At 56.0% G+C, this 19371-nt stretch carries 20 protein-coding genes, 1 tRNA gene and 1 pseudogene; 15 read left to right on the plus strand and 7 right to left on the minus strand.

Going from position 1 to position 19371, the window contains the following annotated elements; translation table 11 throughout:
- Nucleotides 1-98: 98 nt before the first annotated feature.
- The 3 genes from cmk to QZ294_RS03320 form a co-directional block, all read right to left on the minus strand.
- A complete protein-coding gene (gene cmk, locus QZ294_RS03310; RefSeq protein ID WP_297046751.1) occupies nucleotides 99-839 on the minus strand; it encodes a (d)CMP kinase in 741 nt (246 codons plus the stop codon).
- Nucleotides 836-1963: a histidinol-phosphate transaminase gene (gene hisC, locus QZ294_RS03315; RefSeq protein WP_297046753.1), complete on the minus strand. Its 1128-nt coding sequence runs from the start codon at nucleotides 1961-1963 to the stop codon at nucleotides 836-838. The genes cmk and hisC overlap by 4 nt, the downstream gene beginning before the upstream one ends.
- A 208-nt stretch (nucleotides 1964-2171) precedes the next feature.
- Nucleotides 2172-2627, minus strand: a complete 456-nt coding sequence (locus tag QZ294_RS03320; RefSeq protein WP_297046756.1) for a universal stress protein — start codon at nucleotides 2625-2627, stop codon at nucleotides 2172-2174.
- 136 nt (nucleotides 2628-2763) lie between these two features.
- Between QZ294_RS03320 and QZ294_RS03325 the strand changes: the two genes are divergently transcribed.
- Together QZ294_RS03325 and QZ294_RS03330 are read left to right on the plus strand one after the other, a co-directional pair.
- Nucleotides 2764-2943, plus strand: a complete 180-nt coding sequence (locus QZ294_RS03325) for a hypothetical protein (RefSeq protein ID WP_297046759.1) — start codon at nucleotides 2764-2766, stop codon at nucleotides 2941-2943.
- The gene (locus QZ294_RS03330) at nucleotides 2934-3452 is read left to right on the plus strand and encodes a hypothetical protein (RefSeq protein WP_297046762.1); all 519 of its coding nucleotides are present in this window, start codon (nucleotides 2934-2936) and stop codon (nucleotides 3450-3452) included. Before QZ294_RS03325 ends, QZ294_RS03330 begins: the two co-directional genes overlap by 10 nt.
- A gap of 526 nt (nucleotides 3453-3978) precedes the next feature.
- Here the strand turns inward: QZ294_RS03330 and QZ294_RS03335 are convergent.
- The gene (locus QZ294_RS03335) at nucleotides 3979-4791 is read right to left on the minus strand and encodes an HD domain-containing protein (protein WP_297046765.1); all 813 of its coding nucleotides are present in this window, start codon (nucleotides 4789-4791) and stop codon (nucleotides 3979-3981) included.
- A gap of 1062 nt (nucleotides 4792-5853) precedes the next feature.
- Here QZ294_RS03335 and QZ294_RS03340 point away from each other — a divergent pair.
- From QZ294_RS03340 to tnpA, 13 genes and pseudogenes are all read left to right on the plus strand, one after another.
- On the plus strand, nucleotides 5854-7605 hold the full coding sequence (locus tag QZ294_RS03340) for an Rne/Rng family ribonuclease (protein WP_297046768.1): 1752 nt from the start codon (nucleotides 5854-5856) through the stop codon (nucleotides 7603-7605).
- Complete coding sequence (locus tag QZ294_RS03345; protein WP_297046770.1) at nucleotides 7578-8210, plus strand: epoxyqueuosine reductase QueH; 633 nt, start codon at nucleotides 7578-7580, stop codon at nucleotides 8208-8210. The genes QZ294_RS03340 and QZ294_RS03345 overlap by 28 nt, the downstream gene beginning before the upstream one ends.
- A 64-nt stretch (nucleotides 8211-8274) precedes the next feature.
- A tRNA-Asn gene (locus QZ294_RS03350) sits at nucleotides 8275-8350 on the plus strand.
- A gap of 188 nt (nucleotides 8351-8538) precedes the next feature.
- Nucleotides 8539-9780, plus strand: coding sequence for an integrase arm-type DNA-binding domain-containing protein (locus tag QZ294_RS03355; RefSeq protein ID WP_297046773.1), 1242 nt, complete (start codon nucleotides 8539-8541; stop codon nucleotides 9778-9780).
- Nucleotides 9777-9950 (plus strand): hypothetical protein, encoded by a 174-nt coding sequence (locus QZ294_RS03360; RefSeq protein WP_297046776.1) that lies wholly within the window; start codon nucleotides 9777-9779, stop codon nucleotides 9948-9950. Before QZ294_RS03355 ends, QZ294_RS03360 begins: the two co-directional genes overlap by 4 nt.
- Nucleotides 9951-10288: 338 nt before the next feature.
- Entirely contained in the window at nucleotides 10289-10492 is a 204-nt protein-coding gene (locus QZ294_RS03365) for an AlpA family transcriptional regulator (RefSeq protein WP_297046779.1), read from the plus strand.
- Between the two features lie 712 nt (nucleotides 10493-11204).
- Nucleotides 11205-11555 carry a plasmid mobilization relaxosome protein MobC gene (gene mobC / locus QZ294_RS03370; protein ID WP_297046781.1) on the plus strand — a complete coding sequence of 117 codons (351 nt, stop codon included), beginning with the start codon at nucleotides 11205-11207 and terminating at the stop codon, nucleotides 11553-11555.
- Nucleotides 11549-12763, plus strand: coding sequence for a relaxase/mobilization nuclease domain-containing protein (locus tag QZ294_RS03375; protein ID WP_297046784.1), 1215 nt, complete (start codon nucleotides 11549-11551; stop codon nucleotides 12761-12763). Before mobC ends, QZ294_RS03375 begins: the two co-directional genes overlap by 7 nt.
- Nucleotides 12764-12778: 15 nt before the next feature.
- On the plus strand, nucleotides 12779-13150 hold the full coding sequence (locus QZ294_RS03380; protein WP_297046787.1) for a hypothetical protein: 372 nt from the start codon (nucleotides 12779-12781) through the stop codon (nucleotides 13148-13150).
- Nucleotides 13151-13152: 2 nt separating this feature from the next.
- Complete coding sequence (locus QZ294_RS03385; RefSeq protein WP_297046790.1) at nucleotides 13153-13857, plus strand: protein mobD; 705 nt, start codon at nucleotides 13153-13155, stop codon at nucleotides 13855-13857.
- Nucleotides 13854-14456, plus strand: coding sequence for a hypothetical protein (locus QZ294_RS03390; RefSeq protein ID WP_297046793.1), 603 nt, complete (start codon nucleotides 13854-13856; stop codon nucleotides 14454-14456). The genes QZ294_RS03385 and QZ294_RS03390 overlap by 4 nt, the downstream gene beginning before the upstream one ends.
- Nucleotides 14457-14540: 84 nt before the next feature.
- Complete coding sequence (locus tag QZ294_RS03395; protein WP_297046796.1) at nucleotides 14541-15551, plus strand: hypothetical protein; 1011 nt, start codon at nucleotides 14541-14543, stop codon at nucleotides 15549-15551.
- Nucleotides 15552-15708: 157 nt separating this feature from the next.
- Nucleotides 15709-16115 (plus strand): annotated as a pseudogene (tnpA, locus tag QZ294_RS03400) (IS200/IS605 family transposase).
- 148 nt (nucleotides 16116-16263) lie between these two features.
- Here tnpA and QZ294_RS03405 read toward each other — a convergent pair.
- The 3 genes from QZ294_RS03405 to QZ294_RS03415 all read right to left on the minus strand — a co-directional run.
- On the minus strand, nucleotides 16264-16911 hold the full coding sequence (locus QZ294_RS03405; RefSeq protein ID WP_297046799.1) for an MAE_28990/MAE_18760 family HEPN-like nuclease: 648 nt from the start codon (nucleotides 16909-16911) through the stop codon (nucleotides 16264-16266).
- On the minus strand, nucleotides 16898-17998 hold the full coding sequence (locus QZ294_RS03410; protein ID WP_297046802.1) for a DUF262 domain-containing protein: 1101 nt from the start codon (nucleotides 17996-17998) through the stop codon (nucleotides 16898-16900). Before QZ294_RS03410 ends, QZ294_RS03405 begins: the two co-directional genes overlap by 14 nt.
- Before the next feature lie 36 nt (nucleotides 17999-18034).
- A partial coding sequence (locus QZ294_RS03415) for a type ISP restriction/modification enzyme (protein WP_367118391.1) occupies nucleotides 18035-19371 on the minus strand: 1337 nt, incomplete at its 5' end.

The raw sequence follows: 19371 nt of genomic DNA on the forward strand, positions 1-19371 counted from the left end.
CGCTCTGGCGGCTGCGGGAGCGGACGCCCGCGCCGTACTACGGCGGAAAACCACGCTTTTCCGCAGAAATGCAGGCAGCGAAACCTGAGCAAAATGCCCTAGCTGCCGGCAAGGGCGTCGCGTCCGCCGTTGGCTTCCATATGCTGGATGAGTACCTGGAAGACGCCATTGATATCCAGCGCCGAGGTATCCACAATGAGCGCGTCCGGGGCGGCCCGCAGGGGGGCCACCGCGCGTTCGCGGTCCATGGTGTCCCGCTGGCGGATCTGTTCCGTGAGGGTCGCCAGATCCTCGGACTGGCCGCGCTGTTCCAGATCATGGAGGCGCCGCCTGGCCCTGGTTTCCGGCGTGGCGTCAAGGAAAAACTTGAAGCGGGCGTCAGGGAAGACCGTCGTGCCCATGTCCCTGCCTTCGGCCACCAGCGGACCGCGCTCGCCCATGCGCCGTTGCGCTTCCCTGAGGATCTCGCGCGCGGCCGGCACTGTGCCCAGCCTGGCCGCCAGCAGGCCCACGGCCTCGGTGCGGATCTCGTCGCCGACGGGGACGCCGCCGCAGAAGAGCCGGGTTTCCGCGCCGCTACCGGCAAGCGTGAAGGGCCAGGCCGCGCAGCGCCCGCGCACCACGTCAGCCGGCAGGGTCTCAGCCCCGGGGCCGAGCCGGAGGGCCAGGCTGCGGAACATGGCCCCGGTGTCCAGATAGGGCAGGGCAAGGGCTTCGGCCATACGGCGGGCAAGGGTGGTTTTGCCCACTCCGGCGGGGCCGTCCAGCGTCACCACCGGCAGCCGCGCGGCTGTCGTTCGGGCGGTCGCTGTTTCGGCAAAGACGCGCGCGGGGTTCATGCGTCCTCCGTTGCGCGCAGTTCTTCCTCCAGAGCGTGGAGAAACGCGGCGTTTTCTTCGGGGTTGCCCACGCTGACGCGCAGGCAGTCCGGCAGTCCATAGCTCGTGAGTGGCCGGATGATGATCCCGCGCCGCAGGAGCGCGTCAAAACAGGTCCTGGCAGTGTGCCCTTTCGGCAGGCGGAACATGAGAAAGTTGGCCTGGCTGGGCCAGACCCGGCAGCCCAGACGGGCGAGTCCGTCAGCCAGGGCGCGGCGTCCCGCGCGCACGGTCGCCAGCGTGGCGGCGCGGAAGGTCGTGTCCTCAAGGGCGGCGAGAGCCGCTTCCTCGGCAAGCACGTTGACGGAGAAGGGCAGACGGCAGCGCCAGAACCCGTCCGCAAGGGACGACGGCACGATGCCGTAGCCGAGCCGCAGGCCGGCCAGTCCCCAGCTTTTGGAGAAGGTACGCAGCACAGCCACATTTTCCGGCAGGGGACCGTCGGCCAGCAGTGAGGTGGCGGACTCGTCCTCCGCAAAGTCCATATAGGCTTCATCCACCACCAGGAGCGCCTCCGGCGCCTTCTCCGCGAGCAGGCGCGCCAGCCGGGCAACGTCCGCGCGCGGCGGACAGTAGCCGGAAGGATTGTCCGGAGTGGTGACAAAGACAAGCCGCGTGGAGGCGTCGGCAAGGGCCGCCAGCCCGTCGAAATCCATGGAAAAATCTTCACGGAGGGCGCACCGGCGCAATTCCACGCCCGCCACGCGCGCCTGGATGGGGTAGATGCTGAAGCAAGGCAGGCAGCAGACCAGGGAATGCTCTCCGGGCGCCGCAAGCATGCGTATGAGGAGGTCGATGATCTCGTCCGAACCGTTCCCCACGACCATGCGCTCCGGAGCGACATCGTGCAGTCGCGCCAGAGCCTCTGTCAGGCGGGGATTGCCCCCCTGCGGATAGCGAAAGGCAAGGCCAGCGTGGCGGCGGATGGCCTCCTGCGCCAGCGGCGAGGCGCCAAGGGGGTTTTCGTTGCTCGCGAGCTTGATGACCTGGTCCAGGCCATGGCGCTGCCGGATCTCGGCAATGGAAAGTCCGGGCGCATAGGCGTCCAGGGCCTGGATGCGCTCAAGGACCGAAGGTGCGGACATGATGACCTCGAAAGCGGATGCTGCCGGGCACGGCAAGACCGGGCGCCCTTCCCGCCGCAAAAGCCGCCCCGCGAGAGGGCGCGCCCCGCGCGGGAGGCAGGCATGCGGCGGGTTTCTTACAGTCGCGGACAGATGGAAGCCGGGACCCCGGGAGTACGGCGCCCCGGCCTGTCTGCTGCGGATGGTTCCGGTATTCCGGCGCCCTGCCTCAGTCCGCGGGAGCTTCGGTCGGGCGGATGGTGAGCACGGGCATGTCGGCGTTCTTGACCACCTTTTCGGCCACGGAGCCGAAGAGGATGCGGTCGATGCCCTTTCTGCCGTGCGTGCCCATGACGATGATGTCCACCTTTTCCTCGTGGGCCCGGTTGAGGATCTCCTCGGCGGCGTAGCCGATGAGGACCTGCCCCCTGGCCTCGATGCCCGCGAAGTTTTCCGCCACAAAGGCTTCCATGGATTTTTCGGCGCCGGTGACGATTTCGCCGACAAAATTCTCAATGGTATTGGGCGGCACATGGAAACCCACGTACTGGCTCAGCGAGGGCGCGGTATAGACCACAATGACGCTCGCGCCAAGCCCCTTGGCTAGCAGAACGGCATAGGCGGCCACATCCTTGCTGTGTTCGGAGAGGTCCACAGCGCACAGGATCTTCTTGATTTCCTTCATGGCATTCTCCTCGGCATGGCCCTGATGGCGCGGACGCGCCAGGCCGTTCAAACTCCATGTATAGAAAGGATAGAAGGTTTTGGAAAAATAGACAAGTGCGGCCCTTGACGCTACAGTGCCGGGAAGAAGGACGTTCATGGAACCGGACGATGGTGTTCCCGGCGGTGCCGGGCGTCAGGAAGAGCGGCCGGCAGAAATTGCCGCCGCCTTTTTGGAAAAAGTCTTGAAAAATGCCCCGTTGCTGACCGTTCGTTTTTGGCAGAGATTTTGCACACTGCCGGGGGAAACGCCAACCCTGGAGGCGATATGGAAATAAATGCCGAACAATTGGAAGCGTTGCTGCGCGTACAGGAACAGCAGGCGCGGAACGCCCGCAAGCCGGAAGGACAGCCGGGCGCCTTTGACGCCCTCCTTGCCCGGCAGCTGTCCGGCCAGGAGTCCGGCCAGGCGCGTGGCGCGGCCGCCAGTCCGCTCCCACCGGGAACACAGACCGCGCTGTTCAGCCAGATACTGCTGAACGGCGCCGAAACGAACCAGGCGACCGACCCGGATGCGGCGGTGCTGCAGGCTGCCTTTGAGCAGGCTTCAGGCACGCTGGATCTCTGGGACACGTATGCCAAAACCCTGGGTTCGTCCCCGGCGGACGGCTCCCTGCGCGAGGCCTATGCCCTGCTCGAAGGCATCGACAGTGAGGTGACGCGGCTTCGGCAGGACACGGCCGGCGTGCGTGGCAAGAATTCTGGTCTGGATGACTTGCTGAACGATCTGGAAGTGCTGACCGCAACGGAAAAATTCAAATTCAACCGGGGCGACTACCTGATGTAGCAGCCCCACAGCAACAGTCTGGAAAAAACCGCGGGCTTCAGGGGGTCCGCGGTTTTTTTGCAGGCAGAAGCCATTTCATGCTTCGTATGAAATGGCTTCTAGAGCATTTTGCTGAGGAAAATATCTGCAAGACAGATATTTTCCTCAGGTTTCGCCGCCTCGCTCCAGCCGTTGCGACGCAGGAAGCTACGGATGGAGACAGCAATTGGTTACCGCGACAGCCAGTCAACGGAACCGCTGTCGCTATCCGTACGCAGGCAGAGCCTGCCAACGGCTAGCGCCATTTCCCCGCAGAGCGGGACAAGCGGCGGAAAAGCGTGGTTTTCCGCCTTATTCCGGCGCGGGCGTCTGCTTCCGCAGCCGCCAGAGCGTTACGCAATTTCCTTGCGAAAACGCTCTACCGCCAGACGAGAGTCTGGCGCGGCGCGAAAAGCGCCGTGAATGAGCCAAAAATCACGTTTATTGGCGAATGATTTTCCTCCTTCAGCCCTTGGGCTGAAGGAAGTAGGAAATGCGTTCCCGACACTCAGGAGAGGCAGCACGCGCGCATGGCGTCGGCAGGGGCATCGCACGGCACGGCGGCAAGCCGGGCAAGGAGCATGGCGCGCGTTTCGCCGTAGTTGCCATCTTCCGGCAATCCTTCCAACAGATGCCGCGCATGGCCGTCAGTGGCGAACTGGCGGCGGCTCGCGGCAAAATGCATGTCAAAGAGCCAGGTGCCGAGAAGGACGCGCAGGTCGTTGACGCTCCGCAAGTCCGCGTACGAAGCCACCCTCCGCTCGCGGGCGGCGCGGAGCACCGTCTCGCTCACCAGGGCCGGCGAATCCGGGAGGCCGAGCACGACGGTGGGGTGATACGGCTTTGGGCCGCACAGGCTTTCGTGCATGATCCGCAGGATATCCAGCTTGTCCGCATCGCGCACCACATGGGTGACGAGGGCGGTCTCCCCGGGCAGGGCCGGAGGCAGCGCAAAGCGGTTGTGCAGGCCCACAGCCGCCAGGACACGCTGACGCAGGACGCGCGGCTCGTCATCCAGCCGCCGTTCCCGCTTGAGGATCTTGACGCCCATGAGTCCGTGATTGCAGGACTCCCGATCGCGGAACGTGCGGTAGCGGCGGTATTGCTCAAATCGTGCCACATCGTGATACAGCGCCGCCAGCAGGCAGGCGCGCCGCAGTTCCGGGGGCATGGGGCTTTCCGCCACGATGGCGCGCGCCGTACGCAAAACCTCAAGACTGTGGCGGAGCTTGAGATCTATGGGACCGGGGTCGCCCGTCTCCAGCGCGCGCTGTTTCCGGGCATATTCCTGAAACCAGGCTTCATGTTCCGCAATATCCATGCCCGTCCTCTACGCCTTGCACGACGCGCTGGCAAGCGCGCCTTGCATAATTTCCGAAACAACGTATCCTCTGCTCCGAAACCGGCGGCGCCCCGCGGGCGCGCTTCCGGCGCGATGGTGTTTCACCGCGCAGCCGAACGCCGGATTCACAAATTTTTTCGGGCGCCCCCCAGCGGCGCCTTCATAAGGAACTGCATGACTTCCGAGCAAAATTTCCCCCCATCGTCGACCCCAGAAACCACAAACTCCAGCCAGCAAGACCTCTCTTCAGCCGTTGCTTCCCCGACCGGGGAGGAGACGGCGCCCAGGAAGCCCCGCCGCCGTCCGACCGGGCGCAAGGCGGCTGCCCCGGGCGCGGAAACGGCGCACGAAGGCCAAGCCGATGAGGCGGCGACGCCGTCGCGGCGCGGTCGGCGCGCTTCCTCCGGAACTTCCGGGACATCGCGCCCCGCAAGCGATGAGGCGCTTCAGCCCGGCGAGGCCGGCGAACAGCCGGATGCGACCCCAGAGGAGGGCGGCGCCCGCAAACGCGGTCGTCCCCGGGGGCGCGCCAAAAGCGTTGCTGTTCCCGCCGCCGGGGACGTTGCCGCCATGGGGGACGCCACGGCTGTTGCCGGCACGGACGCCTCCGAAACGGATGCCGCGAATGCCATGAATGCCGCGTCTCCCCGCGGGAGCCGTCGCGGACGCCGGTCCGCCGTTCCCGCGGAGGGCGAAACGCCGGCGGATGACGGCACGAAAGCGCCCCGGAAGCGTGGCAGGCGTTCCGCCGGAGGCGCCGCCGCCACGGATGCCGCGGCGCCGGCTGCGCGGACCGTTCCGGAAGGGGAGGCGCAGGACGCCGTCGCGGCGCAAGGCGCCACCCCCGGGCGCGGTCGTCCCCGCGGGCGCGCCAAAAGCGCTTCAGGTGCCGCTCCTGTCCCCGGAGAAGGGGTCTCCCCCGATGCCGTCCCCGCGGTCGATGCCGGGCAGGCGGATGTTGCGGAACCGGCGTCTGCGCCGCATCCCCGGGATACGCTCCAGGCAGCGGCGGCCCTGCCCGCGGACGCCGTGGAGGCGCCTGTGACGGACGCTGACGCCCCTGCCGACAGCGGAGCGGCGCCGGAACCTGAAACAGGCGAGACCGCCAGGCGCAAAAGCCGTCGCGGCAGGCGCGGCGGCCGCGGACGAGGGCACAAGAACCGTGCGCCGGAGGGCCAGGACGGCGTTGAGCAGCCGCAGGAGGCGGCCGCTGGTGAAGCGTCGGCCCCTGATGAGGAGGAACGCGCGGAGTCGTCAGGCGCGCCGGAGGCGGCCGCTGGGGACGACTCCCGCGACAGTGGCGCGGGCAAAAAGTCCGGCGCCAGAAAAAGCCGGGAAAAAAGCGGCGCGGAAAGCAAGCGCATGTTCATCAGCGTGCTTCCCGGCGAGCAGGTGGAAGTGGCGCTGGCGGAGAACGGCGTCCTGCTCGAGTATTATCTGGACATGCTCCACCAGCGCAAGCTGAAGGGCAATATTTACAAGGGCGTCATCCATAATATCGACGCCAACCTTCAGGCGGCTTTCGTCAATTACGGCGCCGGCAAGAACGGCTTCCTCCAGATCGACGAGGTGCATCCCGAGTACTGGCAGGCGCCGCACGAACCCGCCAAGGGCAAGAAGTTCCCGCCCATCCAGAAAGTGCTCAAGGCCGGTCAGGAAGTGCTGGTCCAGGTGGTCAAGGAACCCACGGGCAACAAGGGCGCCTTTCTCACCACCTGGCTTTCCCTTGCCGGCCGTTTTCTCGTGCTTACCCCGGGGCAGGAGCAGATCGGCGTTTCGCGCAAGGTGAACGACGAGGAGGAGCGCGCCCGTCTGCGGGAAATGATGAACGGCATCGACCCCGGGAGCGGGCTTGGCGTCATTGTCCGCACGGTGAGCGCCGGCACCACCAAGGGCACGTTGAAGAACGATCTCCAGTATCTCAAGCGGCTGTGGCGCGATATCCGCAAAAAGGCCACGGAGGTGGCCGCCCCGGCGCTCGTGCATCAGGAGCCGGGCCTTTCCGAGCGGGCCGTGCGCGACTATCTCACCGATGACGTGGCCGAGATATGGGTGGACAACGAGGCCGAGGCCGAAAATGTCCGTGGCATGGTCAGCCTGCTCTTCCCGCGCAAGAAGGACCTTGTGCGCCTGCATGGCGATCCCCGCCAATCCCTGTGGGATCGGTTCAGCCTGCGCCGTCAGCTCGAACAGGTCTATTCGCGGGAGGTCGTCCTGCCGTCGGGGGGCCGTCTCGTCTTTGACCAGACAGAGGCCCTCATGGCCGTGGACATCAATTCCGGCAAGATCTCGGGCAAGGGCAATTTTGAAGCCATGGCCTTCAAGACGAACATGGAGGCCGCGGAAGCCATCGCCCGGCACCTGCGGCTGCGGGACATCGGCGGCCAGGTGGTCATCGACTTCATTGAAATGCGCGACAAAAAGCATGTGCTGGAGGTGGAAAAGACCCTGCGCCAGGCCATGAAGAACGACCGCGCCCGGCACGATGTGGCCCGGATGAGTTCCTTCGGCCTGCTGGAGCTGGTGCGCCAGCGCATGGGTTCCTCGGCGCTTTCCATCACCCTTGAGCCGTGTCCCGCCTGCGGCGGCACAGGCTTCAGGAGAAACCTGGAATGGCAGGCCCTTCAGGCGCTCCGGGATCTCCGCGCGCGGCTGCAATCCTCCAACGCGCCTGTCTGCGTCTTTGAAACGGCGCGCGAACTGGGCCTGTACCTGCTCAATCACAAACGCGACACCCTGCGCGACATGGAGCAATTGTTCGGCAAATGTCTGGAGATCTCCATTCAGCTCTAGGCCCGGAGGTTCCGCGCGCGCCGGAGGAGGCGGCCCCGCTCCTCCTCCACGCCTGTTGCGGCCCGTGCGCCATCATGCCGACGGAACGCCTGCGTGACGCCGGGTTTGCCGTCACGCTCTGGTATATGAATCCCAATATTCATCCGCTGACGGAGTATCTGCGGCGGCGCGAGGCAGTGGGCGAGTGCGCGGCGCATCTGGGCGTGGAGGTGCTCTACGCCGATGCCGCGTGGGACATCCGGGCGTGGCTCGGCGCGCCCGAGGCGCGGACAGTGCCCCCGGCGCGTTGCGAATGGTGCTGCGGCAGCCGCGTGCGGGCCGCGTATGCCGCGGCAACGGCGCTGGGCTTTCGCCATTTCAGCACGAGCCTGCTGTATTCGCGCTACCAGCCCCATGCGGCCATCGCCGCCACAGGCCGGGAACTGGCGGCCAACGGCGGCCCGGAATTCGTGTACGGAGATTTTCGTGAAGACTGGCAGGCGGGCATCGACCGCTCCAGGGAATGGGGGCTGTACCGGCAGCCCTATTGCGGCTGTATCTTCAGCGAGGCGGAGCGGTACCACAAGCGGCTGGAACGCTGCATCCGGAAAAGCGCCGGGGATTGATCCGGACATGGATTTTTTGCTTGACCTTGTTCCGTGTTTTCCGTAAAAACGCTTTTGCAAACGATCCCCGATAGCTCAATCGGCAGAGCGGGTGACTGTTAATCACTAGGTTGGCGGTTCAAGTCCGTCTCGGGGAGCCAATTCCAAATCCAAGGAAGCCCCACAAAGCCCAAAAGGCCTTGTGGGGCTTCACTTTTCTCCTTGTTGACGCTCCACGGCCATCCGGTAACGTCTATCGACATACCGACCGTCAGGTCGGTATAATGTTCGGTATCCGACACGGCCTGGTGCTACCGCTCTGCGGGATACCGACAGAAGGAGAAAAGCTATGGACAGCAAGACATTTACGCACAAAACAGCGGAAAACGCCAAGCCGAAGGATGCCCCCTACAAACTCTCCACAGGACGAGGATTCTATCTGTTGGTCACGCCCACGGGCGGCAAGCTGTGGCGGTATGACTACCGTCTGAACGGCAGACGTAAAACAGCCAGCTTGGGTTCTTTCCCTGATGTCTCCCTGAAAGAGGCCGCGGACAAACAGGTGGAATTCAGAAAGCTCATCGCGCAAGGTATTGACCCCATAGGAGAGAAAAAACGCGTCAGGGCACAGGCGGTACAGAATGCGGCGGAACAGGCGCGCACTTTCGAGGTAGTGGCGCGAGAGTGGTTTGCCAAAAGGATGATGAGCAGATCGCCACGGTATCAGCATCAGATTCTTTCCCGGCTGGAGAACCATTTGTTTCCGTTTATCGGGGCATGCCCCATTGCAGAACTGGAAACCAAGGACTTTCTCGCCGCCCTGCGTGTAACCGAGGCGCGTGGCGCACTGGAAATGGCCCACCGGCTTGCGCAACTGGTGAATCAGGTATGTCGCTATGCCAAGGTGGCTGGCTATGTGAAACATAACGAAGCGGCGGATATTTCTGAAGCTCTGACCTCCAAGGGGGAAAGGCAACACCGCGCCGCCATAACAGATCCCACGAGAATCGGGGATTTGCTGCGGAGCATTGACGAATATCCGGGCGACATTTCCACGCGCTATGCGCTGCGCATAATGCCCTATGTTTTTGTGCGATCCAGCGAACTGCGCTGCGCGACATGGGCGGAAATAGATATGGACAAGGCCGAATGGATGATTCCCGCAGGGCGTATGAAAATGCGCATAGCCCATGTCGTGCCGCTTGCTCCGCAAGTGGTGAAGCTGCTGACCGAGTTGCGACACTGGACAGGACACGGCTCACTTCTTTTTCCTTCACCCTACTCTGCCAGCCGGCCCATTACGGATGTAGGACTGCTCAACGCCCTCCGTCGTCTGGGCTATGGCCGCGAAGAAATGTGTATTCATGGCTTCCGTACCACCGCCTCTACCCTGCTCAACGAACAGGGTTTCAGGCCGGATGTGATCGAAATCCAGCTTGCCCATAAGGAACCCAATGCCATCAGAGATGCCTACAACCGGGCTGAGTATATGGCGGAACGCCGCGCGATGATGAATGCGTGGGCCGACTATTTAGACTCACTACGCAATACTGGACGAGAGAAAAATGTCAGCATGGAGGAGAATTCATGAAAGAAGGCGCTATCAGTCCCTCTATTGTACTGGCCTCTGCGGAAGATGATGTGGTGGGGGAAGAACCTCAGATTGGCATCGCCAATACTGGTTGGAGTGAGGAAGAAATGGAACGGATGAGGGCTATGGGTTATGACGGCATGGACATAATTCGGGCCTGGTATAGTTGAGCAAGGCATTTTTTGTTCCAATGAGTGGCCTATCGGGATGAACTCCAGGAGCGAGGAAAGAAAAGTTTCAATAATCACAGCATATTGACTTCAGCATATCCTCAAGGGCTTTCCATATCGGAAGCCCTTATTTTTTATTTCAAAAATTTCAATAAGATACAATCTGACGCCATTGAATCCCAAAAGTTGTCAAGAAGAAATTTCATTTTTTTCTTGTACCTATAGAAATGTATCTGGATTTCTCTGGTTTGACGGAGAAAGCGTTTTCAGCGCCATAAATCAGCCTTTCTAAAAACCCGTGATAGGCTTCCATGAAAGAAACATCATGGAGGTTTGTCATGTCTCAACTTCCCTCAAATGGATTCCTTCGTCTGCCGCAGGTGCTCGCGCTCATTCCCGTCAGCCGCAGCGCGTGGTGGGCGGGTTGCAAGAGCGGTCGGTATCCGAAACCCGTCAAACTCGGCCCGCGCACAACAGCGTGGAGAGCGGCGGATATTGCCGCGCTTCTGGAAAAACTCACCGCCGAACCGGAGGAAAAATGAACATCGTTTCTTCCCCGGCTCTTCGTCCGTCACACCCGCATGGGTGCCGGGAGCGGGCATTCCATCAAGGCCAAGCCCTTCGGGGCCGCTTCGCGGGCCTTGACCTGATGCCCTTGTTTTCCGGCTATGGATACTCGCGGGTGACGGACGAGGAAGCCTCCGGCGGGGGCTCGGTCAAAGGAAGTCCGCAAACCGAAAGCACAAAGACACAAAAAAGCGTTTCCCGCCGCTCACGGTTTTCCCGCATACCGACATGCGGGGATAACAATACTTGCACAGTCGCCCCGACTTGCATTCCTCAGAGTTCTCCCCATACATGCGCTGAGACCGCCCGCTCGGCGTTCAGATGCCCGCGTCGTCATGTGCATCATACTGACCATAGTATGCGCCGGATACTGATTGGGCGGCCTTTGCATGGCGCACAGTCATTTGCCGCATACCGTCTCCCCATGTGCCGGATGCTTATCCCATGTCCGCGCCATACCCACCAGCGACACGCCGGATACAGCTCCGCTCCACGCCCGATACGCAGCCGCCATATTCTCGATGCCCGCATCATGCGTCCTCGTTTTTGCGCGGATGCCTGTTCATTCGTCCGGCCTTGTCTCCGAGGGCCAGCCTACGTTTCGTCTATACGCTGCGCGTATAGCCTCACGGCTGGCAAGGGGCGCTGCCCCTTTGAACCCCGGAAAACCCAAAGGCAGGGAATGCGGTGAAGCGCGTCAAGCCCGTTCGCACCGCCGCCGTTATCGTGCGCATGTTCCCGGAGGAGCGCGACATCCTCCGCTTCAACGCCGGGCTGCACGGCATGAGCATGTCGGAGTACATCCGCCAGACCTGCCTTGGCATCCGTCTGCGAAAAACGCCGGAAGAAAAACGACGGTTGCGGGAACTTGCTCGCATCGGCGCGAACATCAATCAGCTTGCGAGATGGGCCAACACATACAAGCGAGCGGCGGAAGCCGTGGAGGTATTGGCGGCGCTGGCGGCCATCGAGCGGCGTATTGCCGGGTTCGCATCATGCGCTTCAGCGGAAAATAAACCGGAGGCGGAGCCATGCTGATGAAGGTCTTTCCGCACGGCACTGGAGAAGGCGACAAGCCCAGCCGCTATCTTGTACGCCCAGATTATCCGGGGAGAGACACAGCCCCGCCTCAGGTGCTGCGCGGCGACCCCGCCATGACCCGCGCGCTGATCGACAGCATAGAGCGGCGATGGAAATTCACCTCAGGCGCTTTGTCGTGGCATCCTGATGAGAAGATCAGTGAGGCACAGGAAGAGGAAGTCATGGACGCCTTTGAGCGCGTGGCCTTCGCCGGGTTGGAAGCGGATCAGCGCAATATCCTTTGGGTGAGGCATATCCATGCCGGGCATCACGAGCTGCATTTCCTCATTCCGCGCCTGGAGCTTTCCAGCGGCAAGGATTTCAACGTCTGTCCTCCCGGCTGGCAGAAGGACTTTGATGTCTTCCGCGACCTGTTCAACTGGCGCGAAGGCTGGGCGCGGCCGGACGATCCGGCACGAACGCGGGATGAGCTTCCGAAAAAGGCCGACCTGTTCAAGGCGCGGATGGCGAGATGGGGCAAGGAAATCAGGGAAAGCGACCGCGACCGGGCCAAGGAGGTTATCCATGCTTTCCTCAAGGAAAAAGTGGCGCAGGGACTTGTCCGGAACCGGGAAGATGTTCTGAACGCCCTGAAGGAACAGGGACTGTGCATCAACCGCGAAGGCAGGGACTACGTCAGCGTCATTGCCCCGGACAGCGGCATGAAGATGCGCTTCAGGGGAGGCTTTTACGCCAGAGGCTGGACGCCCAAAGTCGTTCAGGATGAAGAATCCGAAGAAAAGAAAAAGGAAACGGCGCGGCGCATGGTCGCCCGTCTGCAACCGGCTTTTGAGCGCGTCATTGAAAAACGCGCCGCCTGCAACATCAAACGCTATCCGGCAAAATGGAAACAGCTCCCCGACGAGGAAGCCCTCCTTTTGCCCCAGCTTCAGGAGGATACCATTTATGACCGAAACCGAACGGATGCTGATGCAGAGCCTGAAACGGATGGAGGAGAACTGCAATGCCCGGCTGACAGCCTTCAGCACGAGGCTGGACAGCCAGGAAGACAAGCAGATGCTGATTCAAGCGGAACTGCGTACCTTGAAGCGATTGTTCACCGATGTCAGCGAAGTGTACAGCAGCTTGCAGACCTTGTTGGCGTCCTTGAAAAACGGCGCATAGAGCGGGAACGCCAGAGCCGACCGCGCAGGCGGATGCGATAGGCGGGAGTGGCACATATGGGAAAGTTCAAACGTATTCCGGTGAAAGACATCAATGCCATGCGGAAAATCCTTGACGATCTGCCGGACAGGAATCTCGGCAAGACGCGGGAGGAAGCCGCCGAGCTGCTCAACGCCCATATCCTGAAAGCGATTGAGAAGGGATACACGGTGAAGGAAGTGGCGGCAATCATGGCCGGGGGCAATGTGGTCATTCCCGCGCCTGTCATCCGGGCAAAGGTGCTTCCCCAAAAGGAGACGCGACAAAAGCGCGAGTCGAAGCCCCGGCCTGAAACCGCGAAACCCGTTGCGGTTCCTCCCGCCACGCCCCACGCACAGGAAGAAACTCCGGTCTACTACACGCCGGACATACCCGATACGGAGCTTTGATCATGAACATCCAGACCAGCGTATTCTATGTCGGCGGCAGCAAGGGCGGCGTCGGCAAGAGTCTCTTTTCCTTCGCCCTCGTGGACTATTTGCTCGACAGGAACGCGAATATTTTGCTTGTGGATACCGATACCGACAACCCGGACGTGTTCAAGGCGCACAAGGAACTTGCCCTGCCGAATCTGCTCTGCCGTCTGAACAGTCTGGACGATGCTGACGGCTGGGCGGATTTACTGGACACCGTGCAGACCTACCCTGATCATGCCGTGGTCATCAACGCCGCCGCCCGCACCAAGACCAGCACGGCCAGCTACGGCGACATCATGAAGGAAGCGTTGCGGGAGATGCGGCGGGAATTGGTTGTTTTCTGGATAATCAACCGGCACCGCGACTCCATAGAGCTTCTGCATTCCTTTCAGGAAGTGTTCACGGACGTGCCTGTCCACGTTTGCCGGAACCTGTATTTCGGCGAAGCGCGGCGTTTTGATATGTATAACAGTTCCAAGGCGCGGGAAGCGGTGGAGAAGAACGGCATGACGCTGGACTTTCCGGCAGTCGGCAACCGCGTGGCCGACTGGCTGTATTCCAGACGCATGTCCATCCGCGCCGCCCTTCCTGAAATGCCCTTCGGCACACGGGCGGAATTGCAGCGTTGGCGAGGGCTGTGCGCGAAGATGTTTGATTCCGTCATGGGAGAAGCGTCATGAGCCTGGATGATATGATTGACCTCGGCAAGGCGTGCGGCAGGGAATTGTCCCAGGCGGAGGCGGCTCGTTTGCGGGAGGTCGGCAGCAGGCTGAATCTCCGGGAGGACGACGCGCTCTGGCCGTTGCTGGCCGCGATGGAATATCAGCGCATCTACTACGAGGCGTTGCCGGAGAAAATTGCCGGAGCGTCCAGAGCCATCATGGACGGCATGGCCGCAGCCGCCGAAAGGGAAACCGCCGCCGCGCAAGCCAGGCTCACCAAAAGTGTGGTAAAGGAGGCGGAGTATCTCGCCTCAAAGATTCAATATGGCAGGCTGCTGCCGCTGTGGCTGCTGGCCCTGATTTGTCTGCTGGCCTACGGAAGCCTGATGCTCTGGGCGGGCTTCCGTATCGACACCGGGCGGGATTTACCACTGGCTGCGGTTTTGCACATGCCTGCTGGTTGGCTGATCAGTGGGCTGTGCCTCGCGGCGGGTGTGTTTTGCGGAGGAGTGGCCGCAAAGGAGTTTGCCGAGGCGGAAATGGGGTGGTGGAGAAAAGGGAGCATTGCTATTCTTTTCGTAATGCTCGGTGCTTTTGTATTGATTAATGTTTTCTAATAGAATAGAAATTATTTTATATTTCGTATGAAATGAACTATAATCAAACAAAATCTAACTAAATATCCCAAAGGAGGCTTTCATATGAAAAAAGATGATGCCCCTGTCCGTCTTTTACAATCAATAAATAAAAATAAGAAATTCAGTGGATTATGGAGAAGTATAGATGAATATAGAGATCGAGAAAGGAATAATTGGCCTGCGTGGTGTTTTCTTCCTTTAAATGTATGGCATATATTAATGGTAATGGCAGAACCAAAATTTGCCCAAAAGAATGATTCTGTTACACTAGGGACAATAAATTCCTTTTCCGCAGTATTGGCTGCTATTGGTTCTTGGAGACCTACACAGGATATATTTGTTTTTGACAATGAAGCTTTTGAAGCCATCGCAAAGTCAGATATTGATGCAAAGATTTCAGTTGAAAATATCCTTCATCTTCCCGCATGGAGTATCTATATAAAATGGGGAAAACGTGATTATGACGGATTTTTTGCTACACTCATATATGAAGCTGGAGAATCAAAAAAATATCTTGATCTGGTATTCCTGTATGACAATGATTATAACTTCCCTAAACCAAATTTTGTCAGAATTCCTTTGCAAAAATCATTATCAGTATATGAAGCGATAAATTCTTATAAACAGGAGAATATCAAGAAACAGCAGAAAATAGGAATCAACTCTGCGTTGACAGAAGAGTATTTTGATGAAATAAATGTAAATGATGTTGCTGTTGCAGTATCTTTGATTTTGTATATCTGCTCGGAGTCTCCAGAAATAGATGGTATAACGGCAACAGCCACCATTAATCATCCTCGGTCACAAAAGATCAAAAATGGCTGGAGAATTTTTCCTCCTGAGAACCCAAAGATTCATGTTGTAGCTGAAAAAATAGGCTATAATCTACGAAAATATAAAAGTAAAACTCAAATAGAATTATCAAATCAAAAGATGCCACCTCATATTCGGCGTGGACACTTCACGAGATACTGGTATGGGCCACGAAGTAGTCCACACCGCTGCTATGATTTTAGATGGATTCCACCTCTTCCAATAAATATGCTGGAAGATGAGGGGACTGAGGAAGGCTAACAAAACAAAGATGATGGAATATTACGGTTAGCCATGGTTAAATATACTGGGAAATCTCCAGTCTATGCCGGGGGACTAGTAGAGTTTGACTTATGCGGAAGTAGGGACAAGCCTCCTCATTGTGAGCTGCTCAGTGCGAGCAAGAGGAGGTTTATCCGTGAAGAGAAATTCAAGCTTAAGCCATACGGTATGGGACTGCAAGTATCATGTAGTCTGGATTCCCAAATACCGCCGCAATGTAAATTACGACAGTACTTGGGAGATGTGCTTCATGAATTGGCGCGGCAACGCGAAAGCCGGATAATCGAAGGAGATCTTTGTATCGACCACATACATATGTGTATTGCGATTCCGCCCAAACATTCTGTAAGCGAGGTGGTTGGTTTTATCAAAGGGAAGAGTGCCATAGCGATAGCCAGAGATGTAGGTGGAAAGGCGAGAAATTTCGTTGGACAAAGCTTTTGGGCGCGTGTAGTGGGTTGTGATGAGGATGTGATTCGCGAGTATATCCGCAATCAGGAAGCTGAGGAGAGGCGTCTGGAACGAATAAGTCTGTTGAAATAGCCGCCTTTAGGCGGCTCAAATATTCAGCCGCTTTGAGCGGCTCACAGCACAAAACCTCTGCTTTACCGGGGGCCTGACTAGTCGTATCTAAAAACTTTGAAATGGCGAGTCTCACAATGGCATCTTTAGTTATTTGGCATCCTTGATTTTATTTAGGTTTTCCACGATCAAGAAGTTTTTCTTTGTAGAGTGTAAGAAGATTTTTTATTCCTTCAAGATAGCCATAAAATTCTTCTTTTGAAACTTGTCTTCCATCACCGTGCGCTATAGAATTTCTACAGCCGACAAAATTATTTATATATTTTTCTCTAAGCTCAAACCATTCTTTTCCTAAATTCAAGAAGGATGAAATTTTTGATAATACAGTAGAATCTAAATTTGATTCTGTGGAAACGAGGTCTTCTATGTCAGATTTAATCTCCTTATTCATGTCAATATTTTCAATCACGCTTTTTCCACATTCATATGCAGTGCATGTTTTGCTATATTTGTTGTGTATTTTTATATAATGAGCAATAACTATACTATGAGGAACATCTTTTATTTTTTCTCCCTTAAAGCATTTCATATATTCCTTTGCTGTATTTTTTATAAAACCCTCCCAGTGAGAATATAATAAAACAATTCCTATGCGATATAATAGCCTAACGGGAGGCTCATTATTATTGCATAGATCCTCTGGAATCTTTGTTTCACTTTCAAAAAGAATATCTTTAAATTTATCTATTTCATGAAGTCTCCATGCCCACTGACGAGATACTGTTTCCTCTAGCTGTGAAAATTTATTGATATTCATGGAAGTACTTGATCGAGCAAGGTATAGTTTGAAGAATACGTGTACTAGCCCGTACACCAGCACCACTTGCCTGCAAAAAAATTGTATTTTCAGAAAATTTTTCGATAGCCTCGCGTAACTTATCATTAGATGGAAAAGAATCCATATTTTTTGCTATTCCCACTGAAAGTGCCTCAAACAGAGCTATAGAAAATCCACCTTTGTGTTTTTTTTCTTTTATATAATATTTTCGAAATGCATCACTTCCCATTACTTGATAAATTAGTTTAAAAGTCTCTTTAAATGTATTTGATAAGTCTGTAATATTTGATTTGCTTTTAGCAAGCTCACAAATTTTATCATCTAGAAATGTTGTTATATCTGGAATTTTGATATTATTATTTTCAGATTTAATGTATGTATAATATACCATAAACCTTACAACAAGTTCCATATGGTATTTCTCAAGCAGTTTATCATCACTTATAGATATTGAGTCTATAAAATACTCATATCGAGACAATTCTTCTAAATTTACATAGAAATCCCGGTTTATCATAAGTAAAATACAATTTCGCACTTCTTGGTCTGTCAGGGGAGCTCCCCCTGTATTAATCCTTTTAAATAGTTCGTATTTCGTGTCAGGTGTACTTTCCTTTTTTATGATCTTGAAATCTATCTTTTCTCTCCGAAAGGCGAGTTTCATTGGCTTTGTAAATTTTTCTTCATCATTCCATTTTACACCAGCAAGAGATTTTAAGTAATCCCCTGCTAGCAACTCGAGAGGTGGTTCACGTTCCTCATTTTCATCTTTTAGCTCTCCCATAAATGATAGTATTGTAGAAAAACGTTGTAATCCATCTACCAAATCCCAAACACCATCATCTCTTTGTGATACGAAGAAAGAAGGAATAGGAATTCCTAGCAGAATCGATTCTATAAATTTTGATTTTTTTTCATCATTCCATCGAAAAACTCTTTGAAATTCAGGATGAATTTCAAGTTCTCCATTTTGATACATACTGACGGCTTCACCAATTGACATGGGGTACGCATCGGAACGTATTTCTTTCTTGTGTTTGGTGATTTCTTCTTCAAGAATATTCATGATGTTCTCCTGGATGCTTTCTGAAAATTGTGTATATCATTCTGAACAAAGCCCCGGAAGTTCCCTCACGATCTTCACTGTCTCCACGCTCACTGTGATCACGCTCAGAAGCAAGTCGAGGATGTACCTCGGCTTTTCATGCTCCTCCGTCCAATCGTTGGGGTCGTTGGTGATGCCGCTGGCCTTGTCGATTTTGAGCTGGTAGCGCTCCATAACCCATTCGATAGCGGAACGTCCATTGATCACATAGTCGTAGGCTTCCAGGGGGATATTTGAGACCCGAATCCACGGGTTGTACTCGATGACCGATTTGTCTCCCTTATTGGGGAACCGCATTTTCGTCACATGGAATTTTCCGCTCTCCACCCCTTCCACTTTCACCTCAGGCAGGGCAGGTTGGGATTCATAGTTTAGGTGTAAATCGGCCAGCGCGCGTCCCGCCTTGCTGAAGGCCCAAAAATCCGCAGGTTTTTCCACAAGCGGCAGACGCGGCAGCATTTTTTTCAAGTCCGCCGCAAATGCTTGACGGTAATCCTGTGAGTGCAGCAGGCCGTATACGTAAAAGAAGATATCTTCCTTGTTAACCTTTGGGCCGTAGCAATCCCGGCAGCGTTTCTGAATGAAATCAGTTATACCATCCTTACGGGCGTATTCATCCTTTTCAGCGTTAAACAAAGTCCCTTGGGATACGGCTTCCTTTTTGTAGTAATAGAGGGGGAAACACTGCCCAGTTTGTAGGGTATGCAGATCAGGCAATAGATCCGTCATGAGTGTAGAAAAATCTCGCTGTGACCCAACACCAGCTATGCATATGACAAAATTTTTAACATCCTTCATTGGAAAAATTCTAGGCATCTGATATTGCATTTCATTTAGATCCGCAGAGAAGTAAACGTACTCTTTACAAAATGGTCGATATAGTGCTTCAGTGATATAAGATACAGAAAAACTTTTTTTGCGCTTCTTCTGAAAGTCATTTTGAAATGCACGTGTCCAGCTAATCCGCCTAGAATTAAGCTGTGGCTTTTTTTGTCCAGATTCTATTATCGCATTATAATAATTAATAGTATCTTGAATGTTATGCATTAGCTTTATCTTTGAAAAGTTATAGCACCACGCATCGCGCTGCGTTTTTAGTCCGCTGGAATACCAAGGTACAAAAAAGGTCTGCTGGTTATCCTTGTTGTCCTTGTCACCAAGAGGAATAAAGCTGCGGAATGTGTCATTGCGCTGATTAATCCAGTCACCCTGCGCGTTGGGACGGAGTTGCGTCCAGTTCATGGCAGGATTGAGGATGCTGCGCATTTTTGTAATAATGGAAAGTTTTTCTTCTCGACTCAGATAATCACCAATATCATAATAGTTAATAACGG

Source organism: uncultured Desulfovibrio sp. (assembly GCF_910584445.1).
Lineage (GTDB): Bacteria > Desulfobacterota > Desulfovibrionia > Desulfovibrionales > Desulfovibrionaceae > Desulfovibrio.